The organism is Mesorhizobium sp. P2_A8, assembly GCF_056404935.1.
Window position 1 is genome coordinate 446,745 of the sequence record NZ_JBFUDB010000008.1, and the last position, 18,606, is coordinate 465,350.

The window sequence follows — 18,606 nt, forward strand, 5'->3', positions numbered from 1 at the left end:
ATAGATGCAGACAAGTTTGCCCGTCAAGCGTCTTTTTGTGCGATTGTGTGAGTTTTAAGCAGCCATACTTCGAATTAAGGGCCAGACAAGTGCTATTGTCCGGAGCGTTGTCTTATGCTAGATGCGCCGTAGCCAGATCGTATCAACCTACCGAAAGCCGCATGCTTCAAGACCTCAAGCTCGCCTCGGATGAAGGTCCGGTCTATCGCCGCCTTGCCGACGCGATTGCCGAACGCATCGCTGCTGGCACGCTCGCCGTCGGCGACCGGCTGCCCCCGCAGCGCGAGATCGCGCGCGCTCTCGGCATCAACGTCACCACGGTGACGCGCGCCCTGTCGACGCTGCAGCAGCGCGGTCTGCTCGAAGCGCGTCCCGGACGCGGCACCACGGTTGCTGCCCGCGACACCGGCGAGAGGCCGGGCTTCGTCTCGGCGCCGAGCGATGACACCGGTGTCATAGACCTTTCCGTCAACCGGCCGGCAACCTCCGCCTATCTCGACGCGCTGGCGCTGCTTCTGCCGCGCCTGTCCAAGGACCGCTGTTACCCGACGCTGCAGGATTATCATCCGGCCGAGGGGCCGCTATGGGCGAGGGCGGCGATTGCCGAATGGATGCGGCCGGTGGCCGGCGACGGCGATCCCGGCCGGGTGGTGCTGGCCGCCGGCGCCCAGCACGGGCTCGACTGCGTGCTCGGCGCGGTGACCAGGCAGGGCGAGGTCGTGCTCGCCGACGAGGTGACCTATCAGGGCATCAACGCGCTGTGCCGCGTGCATGGGCTGGATCTCAGGGGTGTCAGCATGGACCGCGGCGGCATGCGGCCCGACGCATTCGAAGCCGCCTGCGCTCAGCTTCGTCCCCGCGCGGTGTTCCTGGTGCCGACATTGCACAATCCGACGACCATAACGCTGAGCGAACAGCGCCGGCACGAACTGGTCGCCGTCGCCCGGCGCCACAACGTCCTGATCATCGAGGATGACGTCTATCGCCCGCTGGCCGACAATTCGCCACCATCGCTGGCCAGCATCGAGCCCGAACTGACCGTCCATATCGGCGCCTTGTCGAAATGCCTGGCGCCGGGTCTGCGGCTCGGCTTCGTCATCGCGCCACGCACCATAGCCGGCCAGGTCGCGGCGGCTTTGCGTATCAATTGCTGGAGCATTAGTCCGTTGACGGCGCTCATTGGCACGCGGCTGATCGAAGAAGGCACGGCCGCCCGCATCATCGAGGCCCAGAAGCAGGAACTGCGCCAGCGCCAGGCGGTGCTGAGCGAAATCCTCGGCCGCTACGATGTCCAGAGCCACGCCACTTCGACCCATGCCTGGCTACGACTTCCAGAGCCTTGGCGGGGCGCCGGTTTCGCCCGCACTTGCCTGGAGCGCGGCGTGGCCGTGCTTCCCGGCGATGCCTTCGCTGTCGGCCGCGAACCGGTGCAGCATGGGGTGCGGATCAACGTCGGTGCCGCCCGCTCGCTGGACGATCTCCGCACCGCGCTGACCATGATGGCCGAACTGCTTGCAGCCGGCCATTTGCAATTGCCTGGCTTCGTTTAGGAACCCAACGGTGGCAGCAGAAGAAACGGTCGAAATCGCCGTGGTCGGCGCAGGCGTTGTCGGGCTGGCGACGGCGCTCCGCCTTGCTGCTGAGGGGCGCGAAGTCCTGCTCATCGATCCCAATGAGCCGGGCTCCGGCGCCTCGTTCGGCAATGCGGGCACGATCGCCGAATACGCCTGCATGCCGGTCGGCAATCCGGCCGTGCTGCGCGCGCTGCCGAAGCTGCTGCTCGATCCTGACAGTCCGTTTTCGCTGCGTTGGCCGGCCCTGTTCCAACTGGCGCCGTGGCTGGTCAGCTTTGTCAGACAATCGCTGCCGGCTGCCACCCGCGCCAATGCGCTGGCGCTCGCTGGACTGCTGGCTGACGCCTTGCCGGCCTGGGAGGAGATGGAAGCGGAGGCCGGCCTGGAGGATCTTTTGCGCCGCAATGGCTGCCTCTATCTCTATCGCCGCGAAAGCGATTTTGCCGCCGGGGCCGGTGGCCGGGCAATGCGTGCCGGGTTCGGTGTTCACCAGGAGATTCTGACGCCTGATGAGGTGGCAACACTTGAACCCGGCCTGCCGACCAGCGGGACGCGTGGCTTGTTCTTCCCGGATTCGACGAACGTCACCGATCCGAAGACGGTGATGCTGCGGCTGTTCGGCGCAGCGATCGCCCGCGGTGCGACGATGAAGCAAACGACAATTACCGGACTGCAAGTCGAAACCGGCGCTGTCCGGCTCAGCGGTCCTGGCTTTGGCATCAAGGCGGGTACGGTGGTGATCGCCGCCGGTGCATGGTCGCGCGCACTGGCCGCGCAGGCCGGTGACAGCGTCCCGCTTGAGACGGAGCGTGGCTATCACTTGGAATTCCGGACCGACGCTCCGTTGCTGACCCGGCCTGTCTGTCCCGTCGATCTCGGTTTCTACATGACCCCGATGGCTGGTCGGCTGCGCGTCGCCGGCACGGTCGAACTCGGTGGGCTTGCCGCGCCGCCAAATCCACGCCGGCTCGCGCTACTCGATCGCGGCGTCAGGCAATTCTTTCCCAAGCTCAGCTCACCTTCATCGGAATGGCTCGGCTTCCGCCCGTCTCTGCCGGATTCCCGGCCGGTCATCGGTTCGTCGCGCGGCAGCCCAAGGGTGATCCATGCTTTCGGCCACGGCCATCTCGGTCTGACGCTCGCGCCGATCACGGCGCGTCTGGTCGCCGAGTTGATCGGCGGGCGCGGTGACCCGGCGCGCCTCGCACCCTTTGCGGCGGATCGTTTCGTAAGCTGATCAATCGGATCAGAATCCGATCGCTGGTCCCCGTTAGTGCGCGAATACCTGCTCCAGCGAGCGAAAGCCCTTGAATTCCAGCGCATTGCCCGAGGGGTCGCGGATGAACAGCGTCGCCTGTTCGCCAGGCTCGCCCTTGAAGCGGACCATGGGCCGTTCCAGCCAGTCGATGTCGTCGCGCGTCTCCAGCCGCGTGGCCAGTCGCTGCCAGTCGTGCATCAAGAGCACGGCGCCGAAATGCGGAATCGGCACGGTGATGCCGTCGACCTTGCCGTCGCTGGCCGCCGGCGCGGCCTGTGGCCGCAAATGCGCCGACATCTGGTGGCCGAACAGGTCGAAATCGACCCAGGTCGTTGACGAACGGCCGATCGCGCAGCCCAGCACCTCGCCATAGAAAGTTCGGGTTTCATCAAGATCACGGACCGGGAAGGCGAGATGGAAAGGCGTCATCGAAAAATGCTCCGAGCGGGCTGCGGGCCGGGTGGCGATGCCTTGGTTCGCGATGCGAACCGAGAACCGTGGCATTTTGATTGAAGCTTATGCCATTGCACAAGCCGGACCGGAACAATAGATGGGTGGCAGCGGCCAAAGCTCGCCGTACCAGCAGGATCACGCCATGACCGACATATCAGATGCAGCGAAATTGACCGACCGCGTCGCGGCTTTGGTCGAGGCTGCCAAAAAGGCTGGCGCCGATGCCGCCGACGCGGTGGCCGTGCGCAGCCGCTCGACCGGTGTGTCGGTGCGGCTCGGCAAGGTCGAGGGCACCGAATCCTCCGAGAACGAGGATGTCTCGCTGCGCGTCTTCGTCGATGGGCGGGTGGCGAGCGTCTCGGCAACCGCCGCATCCGATCCGAAAACCCTGGCCGAGCGTGCCGTGGCGATGGCGAAAGTGTCGCCGCAGGATCCCTATCAGGGGCTGGCCGACCCGGCATTGCTCGCCAGACAGACGCGCGATCTCGACCTGTTCGACGGCACCGAAGTGTCGGCCGACCAGTTGAAGGAAGCAGCACTGGCGGCGGAAGCGGCGGCGCTTGCAGTCAAGGGCGTGACCAATTCGGCCGGTGCCAGCGCCGGTGCCGGCCTGGGCGGTTTGGTGCTGGCCACCTCGCACGGCTTCCTCGGCCACTATGTCGCCTCGCGTTTCTCGCGCTCGGCCAGCGTCATTGCCGGCGAGGGCACCGGCATGGAGCGCGACTATGAATTCTCCTCGCGTCAGCATTTTTCCGATCTGGATGCGCCCGAAGACATCGGCCGCAAAGCCGGCGAACGCACAGTGCGCCGCCTCGGCGCACGCAAGGCGGCGACCGGGCCGATCGACGTTGTGTTGGACCCGCGCGTCGCGCGCGGCATCGCCGGCCATCTTGCTGGCGCCATCAACGGTGCCTCGGTCGCGCGCAAGACGTCGTTCCTGCGCGACATGATGGGCAAGCAGGTGGCCGCGTCCGCGATCACCGTCACCGACGAGCCGCTCAGGCAACGCGGCCAGGCCTCGCGCCCGTTCGACGGCGAAGGCATCGAGGGCGAGAGGCTGTTGATGGTCGAAAAAGGCGTGCTCAACCACTGGTTCCTGTCGACATCGGCCGCGCGCGAACTTGGTCTCGTCACCAATGGGCGCGGCGCGCGCAGCGGCTCCTCCGTCTCGCCGTCCTCGACCAATCTCGCCATCGAGCCGGGCGAACGGTCGCCGGAAGAGCTGATCAAATCGCTCAAGACCGGCTTCTACGTCACCGAGGTGTTCGGCCAGGGTGTCGACATGGTCACCGGCGAATACAGCCGTGGCGCCTCCGGCTTCTGGATCGAGAATGGGGCGCTAGCCTATCCCGTCGCGGAGGTCACCATCGCCTCGAACCTGAAGACCATGTTCCTCAACATGGTGCCGGCTGATGACCTCGACCGCAATTTCGGCACCGCCGCCCCCACGCTCCTGATCGAAGGCATGACCCTTGCTGGAGCATGAGCTGATCTCTGCCGGAGCGACCGAGGATTTGGTGCTGCTGCGCGATGCTGCCCGCGAGGCGGGGGTCATCGCCATGCGCTATTTCGGCAACAACCCGCAAGTCTGGATGAAGGGTGGCACATCGCCGGTCAGCGAAGCCGACCATGCCGCCGACGCCTATCTGCGCCAGACGTTGCTTGCGGCGCGGCCGGACTATGGCTGGCTGTCGGAAGAAACCGCAGACGATCCGGTTCGGCTTTCTGCACGCCGCACCTTCGTCGTCGACCCGATCGACGGCACGCGCGGCTTCCTGGAAGGCCAGCGCACCTGGTGCGTCAGCGTTGCCGTCGTCGAGCATGGCCGCACGCTTGCCGGGGTGCTGGAATGCCCGGCGATGGACGAGACCTACTGGGCGCTGCCCGGACAGGGCGCCTTCCGCAACGGCACGCGCATTGCGGTGCGCAAGCTAGCGGATACGGCCGAAATTTCCGGGCTGAAGCAGTTGACCGACCTGATGCCGGCCGAATGGCAGGCGCGGCTGAAGCGGGCGCCCTACAGCCCTTCGCTGGCCTATCGGCTGGCCATGATCGCCAATGGCGCGCTGGATGCTACGTTCGTCAAGCCGAACGCACATGACTGGGACATCGCCGCTGCCGATCTCATCCTGCGCGAGGCCGGCGGCCAGTTGCTCGACCAGCATGGCCGCGCCCCGCTCTATGCCGGCGAGGTCACCCGCCATGGCGCGCTCGCCGCCGGCAGCGGTGAACTGCTGGCCGTGCTCGCCGGCGTCATCGCCGGGCTGGACGCGTGAAAGCGTTTTCGAAGGTTCCAAAGTCGGCGGCTTTGGTCTAGACCTGTCACAAACTCACGATATGTGAAGGACCGACATGGCCGCGGAAGACGGAAAAAAACAGCTTTTGCACCTGGTGTTCGGCGGCGAATTGAAGAAACTTGGCGGCACCGAGTTCCGCGATCTCGACGGGCTCGACATCGTCGGCATCTATCCGGACTATCAATCTGCGCACACGGCGTGGAAAGCCAAGGCCCAAGCCAGCGTGGACAATGCCCATATGCGTTATTTCGTCGTTCATCTGCACCGGCTGCTGGACCCCGACAGCAAGGCCGTCGGTTGATTTCGATGGAGCATGATCTGGCGAAAAGGCCAGCGAATGAGGCCGCGCCCAAGGCCAGGGGGCGCAGCCGCACGACCAAGGCCTTCTGGCGCAAGATTCGCGAACCGCTGGCGCAGTCGCGATTCGTCAAGAACGCCATAGCCAGCCTTTTCGCCCAGTTCGTGCGGCTCGTGCGCCTGACCAATCGCGTCGTCGAGGGATCGGCGCGGTTTTCGGGCGGGACCTATACCGAATTCGAGCCCGGCATCATCGCCCTGTGGCACGGCCAGCACCTGCTGACGCCAGCCTACTACCCCAAGCGCAAGCCGCTGGTCGCCATGGTCTCGCGCAGCGCCGATGCCGAGCTCAACGCGTTGATGCTGCAGAAATTCGGTATCGAGGCGGTGCGCGGTTCGGGCGGGCGTGAAAATGCCAGGCATATCGACAAGGGCGGGGCAAAAGCGCTTATCGCCCTCAAAAAGTCGCTCGCCGCCGGCAAGAACGTTGCCATGATCGCAGACATTCCGCACGGTACGCCTCGAGACGCAGGGCTTGGTATCGTTCTCCTGGCGCGCCTCTCGGGCCGGCCGCTGCTGCCTGTCGCCATCACCACCAGCCGCCGCAAGGTGCTGGAGAAGAGCTGGGACAAGACCACCATCAACCTGCCGTTCGGTCGCTCGTCGATCGTCATCGGCACGCCGATCTTCGTGTCGGCCGGCGCCGATGACGCCGAAATGGAGCGCAAGCGCCAGGAAGTCACGGCCGCGCTCAACGCCGCGACCGCCGAGGCCTACCGTCTCGTGGATGGCCCACGATGAGCGGTCGCTGGGCGCGAGCCATGTTGTCGGCATACCGTTTCGCCGGTGCCGCCGCCTATCCGCTGGTCGGGCCCTATGTCGCCTGGCGCACCTCGCGCGGCAAGGAAGACCGCAGCCGCCGCCGCGAGCGCTACGGCGTCGCCGGCCGCCCGCGTCCCGATGGGCCGATGATCTGGATCCACGCGGCAAGCGTCGGTGAGACCATAGCCGTCGTGCCGCTGGTCGAAAGCATTCTCGACTACGGCGTCAACATCGTGCTGACGACCGGCACGGTCACCTCGGCGCAGGTCGCCGACGAGCGTCTCGGTGACCGGATCATCCACCAGTATGTGCCGCTCGACCTCAAGCCGGCGGTCAGCCGGTTCCTCGATCACTGGCAGCCGGATCTGGCGATCATCGCCGAATCGGAGATCTGGCCGATGACCATCCTCGAGCTTGGCGCGCGCCGCGTGCCGCAGGTGCTGGTCAATGGCAGGCTGTCCGACCGCTCGTTCACGTCTTGGAAGAAGCGGGCCAACATCGCCGAGGCGCTGTTCGAGAACCTGGCCCATGTCGTTGCCCAGTCGGATGTCGATGGCGAGCGCTTCCGTTCGCTCGGCGCCCGCCCGGTAACCGTGTCTGGCAACCTCAAGTCCGATACCTCGCCGCCGCCTGTCGACGAGCGGGTGCTGGCGACGCTGCGGCGGCAGATCGGCGCCCGCCCGACCTGGGCGGCAATCTCGACCCATGACGGCGAAGAGGTGGTCGCCGCCGAAGTCCATGCGACACTGCACAGACGCCACCATGGTCTTCTGACCATCGTCGTTCCGCGCCATCCCGATCGCGCCGAGGCGCTGGCAGCGCAGATTTCCGGCATGGGCTTGAATGTGGCGCGGCGCAGCAAGGGCGACAGGATCGCCGCCGACACCGACATCTTGCTTGGCGACACGATCGGCGAGATGGGGCTCTATCTCCGGCTGACCGAAATCGCCTTTGTCGGCCGCTCGCTGACCTCGGAGGGCGGCCAGAACCCGCTGGAGCCGGCGATGCTCGACACTGCGGTTCTGGCCGGGCGCAACGTGCAGAATTTTCGCGACGCCTATCAGCGCCTGCTCGACAGCGGCGGTGCCAAGCTGGTGCGTGACCGCGACATGCTGGCCGGGGCCGTCAATTTCCTTTTGACCAACGAAGTGGCGCGTCACGAGATGATGGCGGCGGGAGTAGCGACCGTCGACGAGATGCGCGGCGCGCTGGCGCGCACATTGAAATCGCTCGAGCCCTACATCCAGCCGCTGGTCGTCAAGTCGCGCCTGAAGGGCGCGAACGGGCGCTAAAGTGGCTTCCGAATCACCACCATTCTGGTGGGAAGAGCCGGACTGGCGGGTCCTGGCGCTGTCGCCGCTTTCGGCCATCTATGCGCTCGTCGCCGGCCGCGGCATGCGGCGGGCCCGGCGCGAGAAGATCGAGGCGCCGGTTTTGTGTATCGGCAATTTCACGGTCGGCGGCACCGGCAAGACGCCGGTGGCCATCGCCTTGGCCGAACAGGCCAGGCGCATGCAGCTCAAACCCGGTTTCCTGTCGCGCGGCCATGGCGGTTCGTTCGCCGAGCCGCATGTCGTCGATGCGCATCACGACAGCGCCAGGCATGTCGGTGACGAGCCGCTGCTCCTGGCCGAACACGCGCCGGTGGCGGTGACACCGAACCGCGCTGCCGGCGCCCGGCTGCTGCTGGAAAAACACGGTTGCGATTTCCTGATCATGGACGACGGGTTCCAGAGCGCGCGCATTCACATCGACTATGCGCTGGTGGTTGTCGATGCGCGCTACGGAATCGGCAATGGCCGCGTCATTCCGGGTGGCCCGCTCCGGGCCAAGATCGTCGACCAGCTGGTCTTCACCAACGGGCTGTTGAAGATGGGTGAGGGTACCGCAGCCGACGCAGTGGTCCGCCAGGCAGCGCGCGCCGCCCGGCCGATCTTCGAGGCCCATACCGAACCGAGCAACGCGCAGGGGTTTGCCGGCAGGCGGTTCCTCGCCTTCGCCGGCATCGGCCATCCCGAGAAATTTTTCGATACGCTACGGGAAGCCGGTGGCGAGCTGGTGTTGACGCGGCCGTTTCCGGACCATCATTTCTATGGCGAGGACGAGCTTGCCGAACTGGCGGCGACGGCTCGCGCCGAAGGGCTCGGCCTCATCACCACCGCCAAGGATGCCGCCCGGCTGCGCCACGGCGCCTCACAGGACTTTCTCGCCAGGCTCGAGGTGCTGGAGATCGACACCGTGTTCGAACTCGACAATGTGCCGGAACGCATCATTCACGAGACGCTTGATGCCTGGCGCCAACGCAAGCTGAAGGGCTGACCTGCGGCCGGTCGTCTTGTCGTGGTTGCCGTTTTGCGACAACGACTTGCGCAAGGTCAACGCCGGCTGCGCAACTCCGGATGCGCCTCGATCTCGCGGCGCAGCGAGGCGGTGGCGTTGATGTAGGGCTCTTGCCTGGCGACGCTCCAGTATTTCAGCTCGTCGAGCGGGATGCTTTCGCCGGTCACCGCGCAGCGCACGAAAGCGCCCGGGCTGGTAACCTGGAAGTCGCCATCGAGATAGCGGATACGGGCTTCCTTGCCGCCAGGGCCTTCGAAACGGTTCATCATGCAGTGGCGCCAAGGTTCATGGGGATTTCATCGCCATAAATTGGCGGCGAGGTCAAGCATGTGACAAGCCTGAGACAATGCTGATCCCCTATTGTCGACCGGAAAAGCGCTGTTGGTAGGGCACAATGGACATTTCTTCGGCCCGTCTTGCTGACTTGCTCAAGGAGGTGGTGACGCCGCAGGCCGTGCCGTTGGCCAAGGCCGATCCGGTCAAAACGGCGCTGGTGAAGGCTATTCTGGCGCCGCCGGCGCCGTCCGGTTCGCTTGCGCGACCCGTGGCGACACCGACTTTGCCGATGCTGTTGCCGGCAACGGCCGGAAGAGCGCAGCAGACGGCCTCGGCCCAAATGATACAGGCCTATCTGGCGCTCACGGAAACGGACAGCGAAACAGCCGGCGATGCCGCATCGGTGGCCACTGGAGCCGGGAGGCGAGAGGTCGGCGACACCGCGCAACGTGGCTTGGCGCTGCCTCTGGCAAGGGTCGATGAGAGGGCGGCCGCAAGGCCGGCAAGCTTGCCGTGGCTGCCGCTTCTCTCAGTCGTGGTTTCACCGCCGCGCCGCGCTTCCATCGCCAGTGCGGCTACTGTGCCAAGGCCGGCCGGCTCGCGGCAGGGCGATTCGGCGCGGCTCGAACACAGGCAGGTGAGCGTCGGTCTGATGTCACTGGCGGCTGGGCTGTTGGCCGCGGCGGTGGTCGGGTTCGCTCTGTTGGTGCTGCGCTAGCCGTCAGCCTCGATGAAGGCTTCCATCTTTTCCATGCCGAGTCCTGCCTGCACCGCGATCCGGCGCGCCAGTTCTGCCGCGGCGGTACGCGGCCGCCCTATCGGCCGGTCGAGCCAGTAGGACACCGGGTTGAGCGCGGTGCGCTCGTCGACGGCGGTGATGCGGCCCGACTTCAATTGATGCCCGGTCAGCGGTGGGCGCGCCAGCGCGATGCCGAGCCCATAGGCGGCGGCGTCGAGCACCAGATTGTAGTCCTCGAAGCGGCGGTCCTGCGGGCGCGGGCGGTAATCCATGCCTTGCGCGGCAAACCAGGCGCGCCAGGCCGAAGCGTCGGAATCGTTGATCAGTGGAAATTTGAGCAGCCGTGCAGGGTCGCCGCGGCCAATCTCCCGGGCAAGCTCGGGCGATGCGACGGGGAAGACATGTTCTTCGAAAAGCTGCACCGAGACGCGGCCCGGAATGCCGCCGCGGCCGCAGCGGATCGACAGGTCGATGCCTTCATCGGCAAGATCGGCCTGGCGGATATCGACGTCGAGCACGATGCGCAGCTTGGAGGGATTGTTCTCCAGCGCCGCCATACGCGGCATCAGCCACAGCCCGCTGACCGACGGGATCGATGTCAGCCGGACCACGGCGGTGCCGCGCGGCTCGACCCAGCGGTCGGAATGGGTTGAAATCAGCGCGAAAGCTTCCGCCGTGCGCAGGTGTAGGCGGTTGCCTTCGATCGTCAGCGAGACACCGCGCGCGCCGCGATCGAAAACCTTCAAGCCCAGCCAGTCTTCGAGCTTGGCGATCTGCCGGCTGACGGCGCCGTGGGTGATGTTGAGCTTTTCGGCCGCGGCCGAAAAGCTTCCCGTCCGCGCCGCGGCGTCGAAGGCGCGCAGCGTTTCGAGCGGCACCATTGTGTCTGAGCTGTGATCCATAGTCACAGCTGATCCTCGATTTGGTCGTTTGTCAACTGGCCAGAAAAGGCGTTTTTTGCATTTCAGGGCACGAGAACACGAGGACAGTGAGATGAGCGCAATGACCAGCACGTTGAATCCGACACAACGGATGGACACCACGGCAGCCGTCGCGGTGGCGCTGACGGTGGTTGGCTGGGCCTCTGCCTTTCCGGCGATCCGCGCCGGCCTTGCGGCCTTCGGGCCGCTGGAACTCGGTGCGTTGCGCTTTGCCATCGCCGCGGTGCCGGCGGCGATCTTCCTCGCCGTCCAGCGCCCCGCGCTGCCCAGGCTCGACGAATTGTGGCGCCTGGTCTTTGGCGGCGCCATTTTCGTGGCGCTGTACACGGCAATGCTCAATTTCGGCGAACTGACCGTCTCGGCCGGCGCTGCCGGCTTCATCATCAACGTCAGCCCGATCTTCACCGCCATCATGGCGATGGCGCTGCTCGGCGAACGCTTCTCGAAGTGGGCCTGGGCTGGCACCGCCATTTCCTTCGCCGGTATCGGCATCATCGCCGTCGGCGATGGGAATGGCCTGCATTTTAACGCAGGCGCGCTGCTGGTCCTCGGTTCGGCGCTCTGTTCGGCCGTCAACACCATCGTCCAGAAGCCGCTCTTCGCCCGTCACCACCCGCTGACCATTTCGGCTTCGAATATGATACTTGGCGCGCTCTGCCTGTCGCCGTTCCTGCCGAGCGGCTTTGCGCAGGCAGCGGTCGCCAACACCGCCGGCCTTGGCGCCGTGATCTTTCTCGGCATCGTGCCCAGCCTGATCGCCTATGCAGCCTGGGCAACCGCGCTGTCGCGCCTGCCGGCCGCACGCGCCTCGAACTTCCTCTATCTGGTTTCGCCCATGTCCGCCCTGATCGGCTTCTTCTGGCTGGGCGAAGTGCCGACACTGCTCGGCGTGCTGGGCGGCGCACTGGCGCTGGGCGGTGTGATAGTGGTGAATTTGAAGAGGTAATTCAAAGGAATCCAGGACTTAGTTGAATCAAAAGAGCCGCCGAAAAGCGGCTCTTTTCTTGCCGCGAAGCAGCGGGGCGGGGTCTGCGCGCTGCGCCCTTCACCGCCGCCCGAACAGCCTCTCGATGTCGGCGAGCTTCAGCTCGATGTAAGTCGGCCGCCCATGGTTGCAGGTGCCGGAGCCCGGCGTCGCCTCCATCTGCCGCAGCAGCGCGTTCATCTCCTCGGCCTTGAGCAGCCGGCCGGAGCGTACCGAGCCGTGGCAGGCCATTGTCGCCGCGATTTTGTCCAGCCGTCCTTTGAGCGTCTCGACCGTGTCATTGTCGGCGATCTCGTCGGCGAGGTCGCGCACCAATTGCCCGACATTGGTCTCGCCAAGCATCGACGGCGTTTCGCGCACCGCGACCGCACCCGGGCCAAAACGCTCGATGCCGAGGCCGAAGCGGGCCAGGGTCTCGGAATGCATCGCCAGCCGTTCGGCATCTTCTTCCGGCAGGTCGACGATTTCCGGCAGCAACAGCATCTGTGACGGCACGGCGCGCGAATGCAGCGCATTCTTCAGCGCCTCATAGACCAGCCGCTCATGCGCCGCATGCTGGTCGACGATGATGAGCGAATCCCTGGTCTGTGCCACGATGTAGTTCTCGTGCACCTGCGCGCGCGCTGCTCCCAGCACCGCACCAAGCAGCGTCTCTGCCGCTTCGCTCTGCCCGGCACGAGCATCGGCGCTGGCAAGTGGGTCGGCATCGAACGTCGCCTGCTCGTTTTCACGCAAGCCGCGCCGATCAAAGCCGCCGCCCTCGAAACCCATGTCGAGCGGCCGCTGCGGCGAGCGCGCCGGGTCGAAGCCGGTTGAGCCGGAGGCATGGTATGACGCCTCATAGCTTCGGTGGCCATTGGCTGGACCGCCGTGACCGTAGGATGCGGCGCCCGGCCGGAACGCTGCCATCATGCCGGCTGCCCCCGTGGTGGCGGCGCGGATACCGGAATCGGCCAGTGCTTGCCGGACAGCGCCGACGATCAGCCCGCGCACCAGTCCTGGATCGCGAAAGCGGACATCGGCCTTGGCAGGATGAACGTTGACGTCGACGATCGCCGGATCGAGCGTCAGGAACAGCACAGTCACCGCATGGCGGTCGCGCGGCAAGACGTCGGCGAAGGCGCCGCGAATGGCACCGGCGATCAGCTTGTCGCGCACCGGGCGGCCATTGACATAGGCATATTGCTGCAGCGCGTTGGCGCGGGTGAAGGACGGGATCGACACATGACCGGTAAGGCGGACACCCTCGCGCTCGGCGTCGATGGCAATGGAATTGTCCGGAAAGTCGGCGCCCATCACCTGGGCGACGCGGCGCAGGCTGCCTTCCGGACTGTCGTCCGTCGCCGGAAGTTCCAGCGTCGAGCGGTCGGAGCCCGCCAGCGTGAAGCGCACGGCGGGGAAGGCGATGGCGATGCGCTTGACCACGTCGCTGGTGGCGGAGCTTTCGGCGCGCTCGCCTTTCATGAATTTCAGCCTTGCCGGCGTGGCGAAGAACAGGTCGCGGACCTCCACTGTGGTGCCGCGATTGGCTGCCGCTGGCTTGATTGCCGAAACGCGGCCGCCCTCGATGCCGATTTCGGCGGCGCTGTCACTCGTTACCGTGCGCGAGCGGATAGAAAGCCGCGACACCGAGCCGATCGACGGCAGCGCCTCGCCGCGGAAACCGAGCGAGCGGATATCGTGTATGTCCTCGGTGAGCTTGGAGGTGCAGTGACGCGCGATGGCCAGTGCCAGCTCCGGTTCGGGGATGCCGGACCCGTCGTCGGTGACGCGGATCAGATTCAGCCCACCGCCGGCGGTGACGATCTCTACCCTGCCAGCACCGGCGTCGAGCGCATTCTCGACCAGTTCCTTGACCACGCTGGCCGGACGCTCGATGACTTCGCCGGCGGCGATCTGGTTGATCATCGTTTCGGAAAGCTGGCGAATGGGCATGGAGACATTATAGGCGGATTCGGATCCGATGCGGAAGCTTTCGATGCCGGCAGGACAGAGAGGGGGAAGGATCGCGGCGGTCTTCATTGGCCTTGCAAGAGTCAGCCCCCCTCACGCCTGCGCCACCAGCCAATCCCTTACCTTGCGCGCATTGTCGCTGAGCTCGCGGTTCCTTGGCCAGATGACGTAGAATCCGATGCCGGTCCTCAGCACATGATCCGTCACCGGCACCACCAGGCCTGATGCCACGAGGCGCTCGACGAGATGCCGCCAGCCGAGCGAGATGCCTTGTCCCTCCATGACCGCCTGAATCACCAAAGCGTAATCATTGATGCGCAACCCGCGCTCGGCATTACGGAGGCTGGTTCCGGCTGCCGCGAACCATTCGTCCCAGTTCGGGGCCTCGCGGTAGGGCTCCTCGAGATGGATGAGCCGATGCATGGCAAGTTCGGCGACAGTCTCTGGCAGCCCAAACTTCGCCAGATAACTGGGGCCCGCGACCGGGAAGATCTCCTCGTCTGCAAGCGACAGCGAATGATAGTCCGGCCAGTCGCGCGGCACGCCGCCGCGCACGCCGAGCGGGATGCCCTCGGCGATGATGTCGAGGTCGCGGTCGGCGGTCTGGATGCGCAGATCAACGCCCGGCAGTTCGTCGCGGAATTGCTGTAGGCGCGGCATCATCCAGAACGAGCCAAAGGCGGTCGAGGCGGCCAGCGTCACATGGCCTCCGGTCGCCTGCAGGCGCAGATCCTCCGCCGACTTGCGGATATGCGACAGGCCGAGCGAAACGTCGGCGTGGAATCGCTCGCCGGCCTCCGTCAGCAGAACCTGGCGGTGGCGGCGCTGGAAGAGCTTGGCGCCGAGTTGTTCCTCCAGCCCGCGCACGGCGTAGGATACGGCCGCCTGCGTCATGCCGAGCTCGCGCCCGGCGGCGGTGAAGCTAGACAGCCGGCCGGCCGCCTCGAAGACGATCAGGCTGCCGGCGGAGGGCAAGAGGTGGCGGAGGCTTCGCATAAGGAGAGTTTATACAAGAGATCAGGATTTTCCAGCGTCACAGCTATATTCCGTCTCGCTAAGTTGACGGCTGTTGGAGGAATGAGTTGCCATGAATGAACCGGCCGTTGCAGTGACCGAACACGCCAACCGCAGAAGCGGCGGTCGCCTTGGGCGCAAGGCGATACGTGGCGCCCCCATAGCCTCGTTTCCTACGCTGGTGCGCCAGATCCCCGCCTATCAGATGGTGCCTGACGAGGCGGTCGAGTTGATCCACCAGGAATCGCTCTTGATCCTCGAAGAGGTCGGCTGCGAATTCCGCGACGATGAGGCGATCGCCCTGTGGAAGGCCGCCGGAGCCGATGTATCCGAGACGCGTGTCCGCATCGACCGTGCGCTCTTGATGGAGTTGGTCTCGAAGGTCCCGCCGGAATTCACCCTCAATGCCCGCAACCCCGAGCGTACTGTCCACGTCGGCGGCAAGAATTCCATCTTCGTGCCGATGTATGGCGCGCCCTATGTGCGCGACCTCGACAACAACAGGCGCTACGGCTCGCTCGCCGACCTCAACAATTTCCACAAGCTCGCCTACATGGCGCCGGCGCTGCACTCGTCGAGCTCGGTCATCTGCGAGCCGATGGAAATTGCCGTGCCCAAGCGTCACCTCCACATCATCCATTCGGCGCTGAAGCACTCCGACAAGCCGTTCATGGGCATCGTCACCTCGAAGGAGCGCGCCGAAGACACGATGGCGATGGCCGGCATCGTGTTCGGCGAAGAGTTCGTCCGCGACAACCCGGTGCTGGTGTCGATCACCAATTGCAACTCGCCGCTGGTGTGGGACGCCACCATGCTGGACGCCATGAAGGTCTATGCGCGCAACAACCAGCCGTTGATCCTGGCGCCCTTCGCGCTGTGCGGCGCCTCGACCTCGGCTTCCGCCGTCGGCGCGGTGGCGCAGGTCAATGCAGAAGCACTCGCTGGCGTCGCCTTCACGCAGCTTCTGCGTCCGGGGTCGCCGCAGATCTACGGCCAGTTCATGGTGACGGTCGACATGAAGACCGGGGCGCCGATGGGCGGCACGCCGGAGGCCGCCCAGATGATGTACCTGATGGGCGCGCTGGCACGGAAATACCGGCTGCCTTGGCGCACGTCCGGCTTCCATGTAGGCTCGAAGCTCAATGACGCCCAGGCCGGCTACGAGGCGAACATGCTGATGCACGCCGCCATCCTCGCCGGCGCCAACTACATCTGGCACTCGGCCGGATGGCTGGAGGCGGGTCTCACCTGCGGCTATTCGAAATTCGCCACCGACTGCGAGCAGCTCATCGGCTGGTACAAATATGCAGGCGGCCTTCCGTTCGACGATTTCAAGGAAGCGATGGCGGCGATCCGCGAGGTGGGGCCGCAGGGCCATTTTCTCGGTACCCAGCACACGCTCGAACATTTCGAGTCCGCTTTCTTCATGCCCACCATCATGGACTTCAATTCGTACGAACAGTGGAAGGCCGAAGGCGCGAAGGACCACGACACGCGCGGCCGCGAGAAGGCGCGCAACATGCTGGCCGACTATGAGGAGCCGAAGCTCGACGAGGGCATCGCCGAGGGTCTCAAGGATTTTATCGCGCGGCGTGAGGAAAAACTGCCGGACAGCGTTAGTTGATGTGACAGGCGAAGACCTGACGGAACAACCAAGGGAGGAAAACATGACGCTCTTCAGAAGCAATGGCGACCGCGTGCCGGGCGCTATCGAGACAATGGCAAAAGAGACGCGTGCAGGCCGCATGGACCGGCGCGAATTCCTGGCCCTGGCCAGCGCCTTCGGCGCATCGACGGGTTTCGCCTACAGCATGATCGGCCTTGCCGCGCCGACAAAGGCCTTGGCCGACGAACCGAAAAAGGGCGGAACGCTACGTGTCGCGATGTCGGTTAAGGCACAGAAGGATCCGCGCACCTATGACTGGACCGAGATGGCAAACGTCACCCGTTGCTGGCTGGAGCCGCTCGTCCGCTATACGCACCAGTTCACTTTCGAGCCGGTCCTGCTCGAAAGCTGGGACGTCAATGACGACGCCACCGAATACACACTGCATCTGCGCAAAGGCGTCACCTGGAACAATGGCGATGCCTTCAACGCCGATGACGTGGTCTCCAATCTGAACCGCTGGTGCGAGAAGGGTGCATCCGGCAATTCCATGGCGGCACGTGTTGGCGCGCTGATCGACACAAAGACCGGCAAGGCCAAGGATGGCGCTATCACCAAGGTCGATGACCTCACGGTCAAGCTGAAGCTGTCCGAACCCGACATCGCGATCATACCGGGCTTCACCGACTATCCGGCGCTGGTTGTGCATCGCGACTTCGACAAGGATGGTGCCGACCCGATCAAGAAGCCAGTCGGTACCGGACCTTTCGAACTGGTGTCCTATGCGGTGGGTACGAAGGCGGTCGTCAAGCGTCGCGAGAACGGCAAGTGGTGGGGTGGCGAAACGCCACTCGACGGTGTCGAGTTCATCGACTACGGCACCGACTTCAACGCCACGCTGAATGCCTTCGAGTCCGGTGAGATCGACCTCGATTTCGAGACGCCGGCCGATTTCATCGACGCCCTCGACAAGATGGATCTGGCGAAATCGGAGGTGGCAACGGCGACCACGCTCGTTGCCCGCACCAACATCACCCACAAGCCCTATGACGACCAGCGGGTGCGCAATGCGCTGCAGATGGCCGTCGACAACAATGCCGTCATGCAGCTCGGCTACGCCGGGCTCGGCACGGTCGGCGAGAACCACCACGTCGCCCCGATTCATCCCGAATACTATCCGCTGCCCAAGAAGACGCGCGATGCCGCCGCCGCCAAGAAGCTGATGGCGGATGCCGGGCAGGCCGACTTCGAGCATGAGCTGATCACCGTCGAGGACGAATGGCAGAAGAACACCGGCGATGCGATCGCCGGCCAGTTGCGCGATGCCGGCATCAAGGTCAAGCGTACCGTGCTGCCGGGCTCGACCTTCTGGAACGACTGGACGAAGTATCCGTACTCGATGACCATCTGGTACATGCGGCCGCTGGGCGTCCAGGTGCTGGCGCTCGGCTATCGCTCGGGCGAGGCCTGGAACGAAACGGCCTATGCCAACCCGGATTTCGACGCCAAGCTGAAGCAGGCGCTTTCGCTGGCCGATCCCGCCAAGCGCAAGGAGGTGATGAAGGACGTCGAGCAGATCCTGCAGGATTCCGGCGTCATCATCCAGCCGTTCTGGCAGAAGCTCTACTGCCACATGAGCAAGAAGGTGAAGAACTACGGAATGCACCAGACCTACGAAATGGATTTCCAGAACGTTTGGCTGGACGCCTGATTTAACTCCCGAGACTTCAAGCAAATGCCGCCGGCACCCTCTGACAAAAGGCGCCGGCGGCCCCGTAAATGACAGGCAATTGGCGCAGGCAAAATGTCCGACGACGAGATCATCCTATCCGAACTTTCCGACGACGAGTTGGTGCAGCAGATGCACGACGACCTCTATGACGGGCTGAAGGAAGAGATCGAGGAAGGCACCAACATCCTGCTCGAGCGTGGCTGGGTGCCCTACAAGGTGCTGACGGAAGCGCTGGTCGAAGGCATGCGCATCGTCGGCGAGGATTTTCGTGACGGCATCCTGTTCGTGCCGGAAGTGCTGTTGTCGGCCAATGCGATGA

18 protein-coding genes are annotated in these 18,606 nt (G+C 64.9%); 13 read left to right on the forward strand and 5 right to left on the reverse strand.

What is annotated here, in order from left to right; all coding sequences use genetic code 11:
• Positions 1–161: 161 nt before the first annotated feature.
• Complete coding sequence (locus AC1D10_RS25010) at positions 162–1,550, forward strand: aminotransferase-like domain-containing protein (protein WP_477276587.1); 1,389 nt, start codon at positions 162–164, stop codon at positions 1,548–1,550.
• Positions 1,551–1,560: 10 nt separating this feature from the next.
• Positions 1,561–2,811, forward strand: coding sequence for an NAD(P)/FAD-dependent oxidoreductase (locus AC1D10_RS25015; RefSeq protein ID WP_477276589.1), 1,251 nt, complete (start codon positions 1,561–1,563; stop codon positions 2,809–2,811).
• Positions 2,812–2,844: 33 nt separating this feature from the next.
• Here the strand turns inward: AC1D10_RS25015 and AC1D10_RS25020 are convergent, their stop codons facing one another.
• Positions 2,845–3,261, reverse strand: a complete 417-nt coding sequence (locus tag AC1D10_RS25020; RefSeq protein ID WP_477276591.1) for a VOC family protein — start codon at positions 3,259–3,261, stop codon at positions 2,845–2,847.
• A 166-nt stretch (positions 3,262–3,427) separates the two neighbouring features.
• Here AC1D10_RS25020 and AC1D10_RS25025 point away from each other — a divergent pair, with 166 nt between their 5' ends.
• The 6 genes from AC1D10_RS25025 to lpxK all read left to right on the forward strand — a co-directional run bounded on the left by AC1D10_RS25025 (position 3,428) and on the right by lpxK (position 9,020).
• Entirely contained in the window at positions 3,428–4,771 is a 1,344-nt protein-coding gene (locus tag AC1D10_RS25025) for a TldD/PmbA family protein (protein ID WP_477276593.1), read from the forward strand.
• Positions 4,758–5,561, forward strand: coding sequence for a 3'(2'),5'-bisphosphate nucleotidase CysQ (locus tag AC1D10_RS25030; protein ID WP_477276595.1), 804 nt, complete (start codon positions 4,758–4,760; stop codon positions 5,559–5,561). Before AC1D10_RS25025 ends, AC1D10_RS25030 begins: the two co-directional genes overlap by 14 nt.
• 76 nt (positions 5,562–5,637) lie before the next feature.
• Positions 5,638–5,883 (forward strand): DUF4170 domain-containing protein, encoded by a 246-nt coding sequence (locus AC1D10_RS25035; RefSeq protein WP_006204049.1) that lies wholly within the window; start codon positions 5,638–5,640, stop codon positions 5,881–5,883.
• Positions 5,884–5,888: 5 nt separating this feature from the next.
• On the forward strand, positions 5,889–6,680 hold the full coding sequence (locus tag AC1D10_RS25040; protein ID WP_477276598.1) for a lysophospholipid acyltransferase family protein: 792 nt from the start codon (positions 5,889–5,891) through the stop codon (positions 6,678–6,680).
• Positions 6,677–7,993: a lipid IV(A) 3-deoxy-D-manno-octulosonic acid transferase gene (waaA, locus tag AC1D10_RS25045; protein WP_477276600.1), complete on the forward strand. Its 1,317-nt coding sequence runs from the start codon at positions 6,677–6,679 to the stop codon at positions 7,991–7,993. The genes AC1D10_RS25040 and waaA overlap by 4 nt, the downstream gene beginning before the upstream one ends.
• 1 nt (position 7,994) lies before the next feature.
• Positions 7,995–9,020 carry a tetraacyldisaccharide 4'-kinase gene (gene lpxK, locus AC1D10_RS25050; RefSeq protein ID WP_477276602.1) on the forward strand — a complete coding sequence of 342 codons (1,026 nt, stop codon included), beginning with the start codon at positions 7,995–7,997 and terminating at the stop codon, positions 9,018–9,020.
• A gap of 56 nt (positions 9,021–9,076) precedes the next feature.
• On the opposite strand, the gene AC1D10_RS25055 is transcribed toward lpxK, so the two are convergent.
• Entirely contained in the window at positions 9,077–9,310 is a 234-nt protein-coding gene (locus AC1D10_RS25055; protein ID WP_379098863.1) for a DUF2093 domain-containing protein, read from the reverse strand.
• 125 nt (positions 9,311–9,435) lie between these two features.
• Here AC1D10_RS25055 and AC1D10_RS25060 point away from each other — a divergent pair, with 125 nt between their 5' ends.
• Positions 9,436–10,035 (forward strand): hypothetical protein, encoded by a 600-nt coding sequence (locus tag AC1D10_RS25060; RefSeq protein ID WP_477276604.1) that lies wholly within the window; start codon positions 9,436–9,438, stop codon positions 10,033–10,035.
• On the opposite strand, the gene AC1D10_RS25065 is transcribed toward AC1D10_RS25060, so the two are convergent.
• Positions 10,032–10,958: a LysR substrate-binding domain-containing protein gene (locus AC1D10_RS25065; protein ID WP_477276606.1), complete on the reverse strand. Its 927-nt coding sequence runs from the start codon at positions 10,956–10,958 to the stop codon at positions 10,032–10,034. The genes AC1D10_RS25060 and AC1D10_RS25065 overlap by 4 nt on opposite strands.
• A gap of 91 nt (positions 10,959–11,049) precedes the next feature.
• Between AC1D10_RS25065 and AC1D10_RS25070 the strand changes: the two genes are divergently transcribed.
• Positions 11,050–11,943: a DMT family transporter gene (locus AC1D10_RS25070; protein WP_477276608.1), complete on the forward strand. Its 894-nt coding sequence runs from the start codon at positions 11,050–11,052 to the stop codon at positions 11,941–11,943.
• 99 nt (positions 11,944–12,042) lie between these two features.
• On the opposite strand, the gene mutL is transcribed toward AC1D10_RS25070, so the two are convergent.
• A complete protein-coding gene (gene mutL, locus AC1D10_RS25075; RefSeq protein ID WP_477276638.1) occupies positions 12,043–13,917 on the reverse strand; it encodes a DNA mismatch repair endonuclease MutL in 1,875 nt (624 codons plus the stop codon).
• A gap of 111 nt (positions 13,918–14,028) precedes the next feature.
• Complete coding sequence (locus tag AC1D10_RS25080) at positions 14,029–14,931, reverse strand: LysR substrate-binding domain-containing protein (RefSeq protein ID WP_477276610.1); 903 nt, start codon at positions 14,929–14,931, stop codon at positions 14,029–14,031.
• A 91-nt stretch (positions 14,932–15,022) separates the two neighbouring features.
• Between AC1D10_RS25080 and AC1D10_RS25085 the strand changes: the two genes are divergently transcribed.
• From AC1D10_RS25085 to AC1D10_RS25095, 3 genes are all read left to right on the forward strand, one after another.
• Complete coding sequence (locus AC1D10_RS25085; protein WP_477276612.1) at positions 15,023–16,573, forward strand: trimethylamine methyltransferase family protein; 1,551 nt, start codon at positions 15,023–15,025, stop codon at positions 16,571–16,573.
• Positions 16,574–16,616: 43 nt separating this feature from the next.
• Entirely contained in the window at positions 16,617–18,266 is a 1,650-nt protein-coding gene (locus tag AC1D10_RS25090; RefSeq protein ID WP_477276614.1) for an ABC transporter substrate-binding protein, read from the forward strand.
• Between the two features lie 93 nt (positions 18,267–18,359).
• A partial coding sequence (locus AC1D10_RS25095) for a B12-binding domain-containing protein (RefSeq protein WP_477276616.1) occupies positions 18,360–18,606 on the forward strand: 247 nt, incomplete at its 3' end.

Coding starts and splice junctions, on each gene's coding strand:
- AC1D10_RS25085 (WP_477276612.1), top strand. CDS start 15,023: ATGAATGAACCGGCCGTTGCAGTGACCGAACACGCCAACCGCAGAAGC.
- AC1D10_RS25080 (WP_477276610.1), bottom strand. CDS start 14,931: ATGCGAAGCCTCCGCCACCTCTTGCCCTCCGCCGGCAGCCTGATCGTC.
- AC1D10_RS25020 (WP_477276591.1), bottom strand. CDS start 3,261: ATGACGCCTTTCCATCTCGCCTTCCCGGTCCGTGATCTTGATGAAACC.
- waaA (WP_477276600.1), top strand. CDS start 6,677: ATGAGCGGTCGCTGGGCGCGAGCCATGTTGTCGGCATACCGTTTCGCC.
- AC1D10_RS25055 (WP_379098863.1), bottom strand. CDS start 9,310: ATGATGAACCGTTTCGAAGGCCCTGGCGGCAAGGAAGCCCGTATCCGC.
- AC1D10_RS25025 (WP_477276593.1), top strand. CDS start 3,428: ATGACCGACATATCAGATGCAGCGAAATTGACCGACCGCGTCGCGGCT.
- AC1D10_RS25070 (WP_477276608.1), top strand. CDS start 11,050: ATGAGCGCAATGACCAGCACGTTGAATCCGACACAACGGATGGACACC.
- AC1D10_RS25035 (WP_006204049.1), top strand. CDS start 5,638: ATGGCCGCGGAAGACGGAAAAAAACAGCTTTTGCACCTGGTGTTCGGC.
- AC1D10_RS25040 (WP_477276598.1), top strand. CDS start 5,889: ATGGAGCATGATCTGGCGAAAAGGCCAGCGAATGAGGCCGCGCCCAAG.
- AC1D10_RS25090 (WP_477276614.1), top strand. CDS start 16,617: ATGACGCTCTTCAGAAGCAATGGCGACCGCGTGCCGGGCGCTATCGAG.
- AC1D10_RS25010 (WP_477276587.1), top strand. CDS start 162: ATGCTTCAAGACCTCAAGCTCGCCTCGGATGAAGGTCCGGTCTATCGC.
- AC1D10_RS25065 (WP_477276606.1), bottom strand. CDS start 10,958: ATGGATCACAGCTCAGACACAATGGTGCCGCTCGAAACGCTGCGCGCC.
- mutL (WP_477276638.1), bottom strand. CDS start 13,917: ATGCCCATTCGCCAGCTTTCCGAAACGATGATCAACCAGATCGCCGCC.
- AC1D10_RS25060 (WP_477276604.1), top strand. CDS start 9,436: ATGGACATTTCTTCGGCCCGTCTTGCTGACTTGCTCAAGGAGGTGGTG.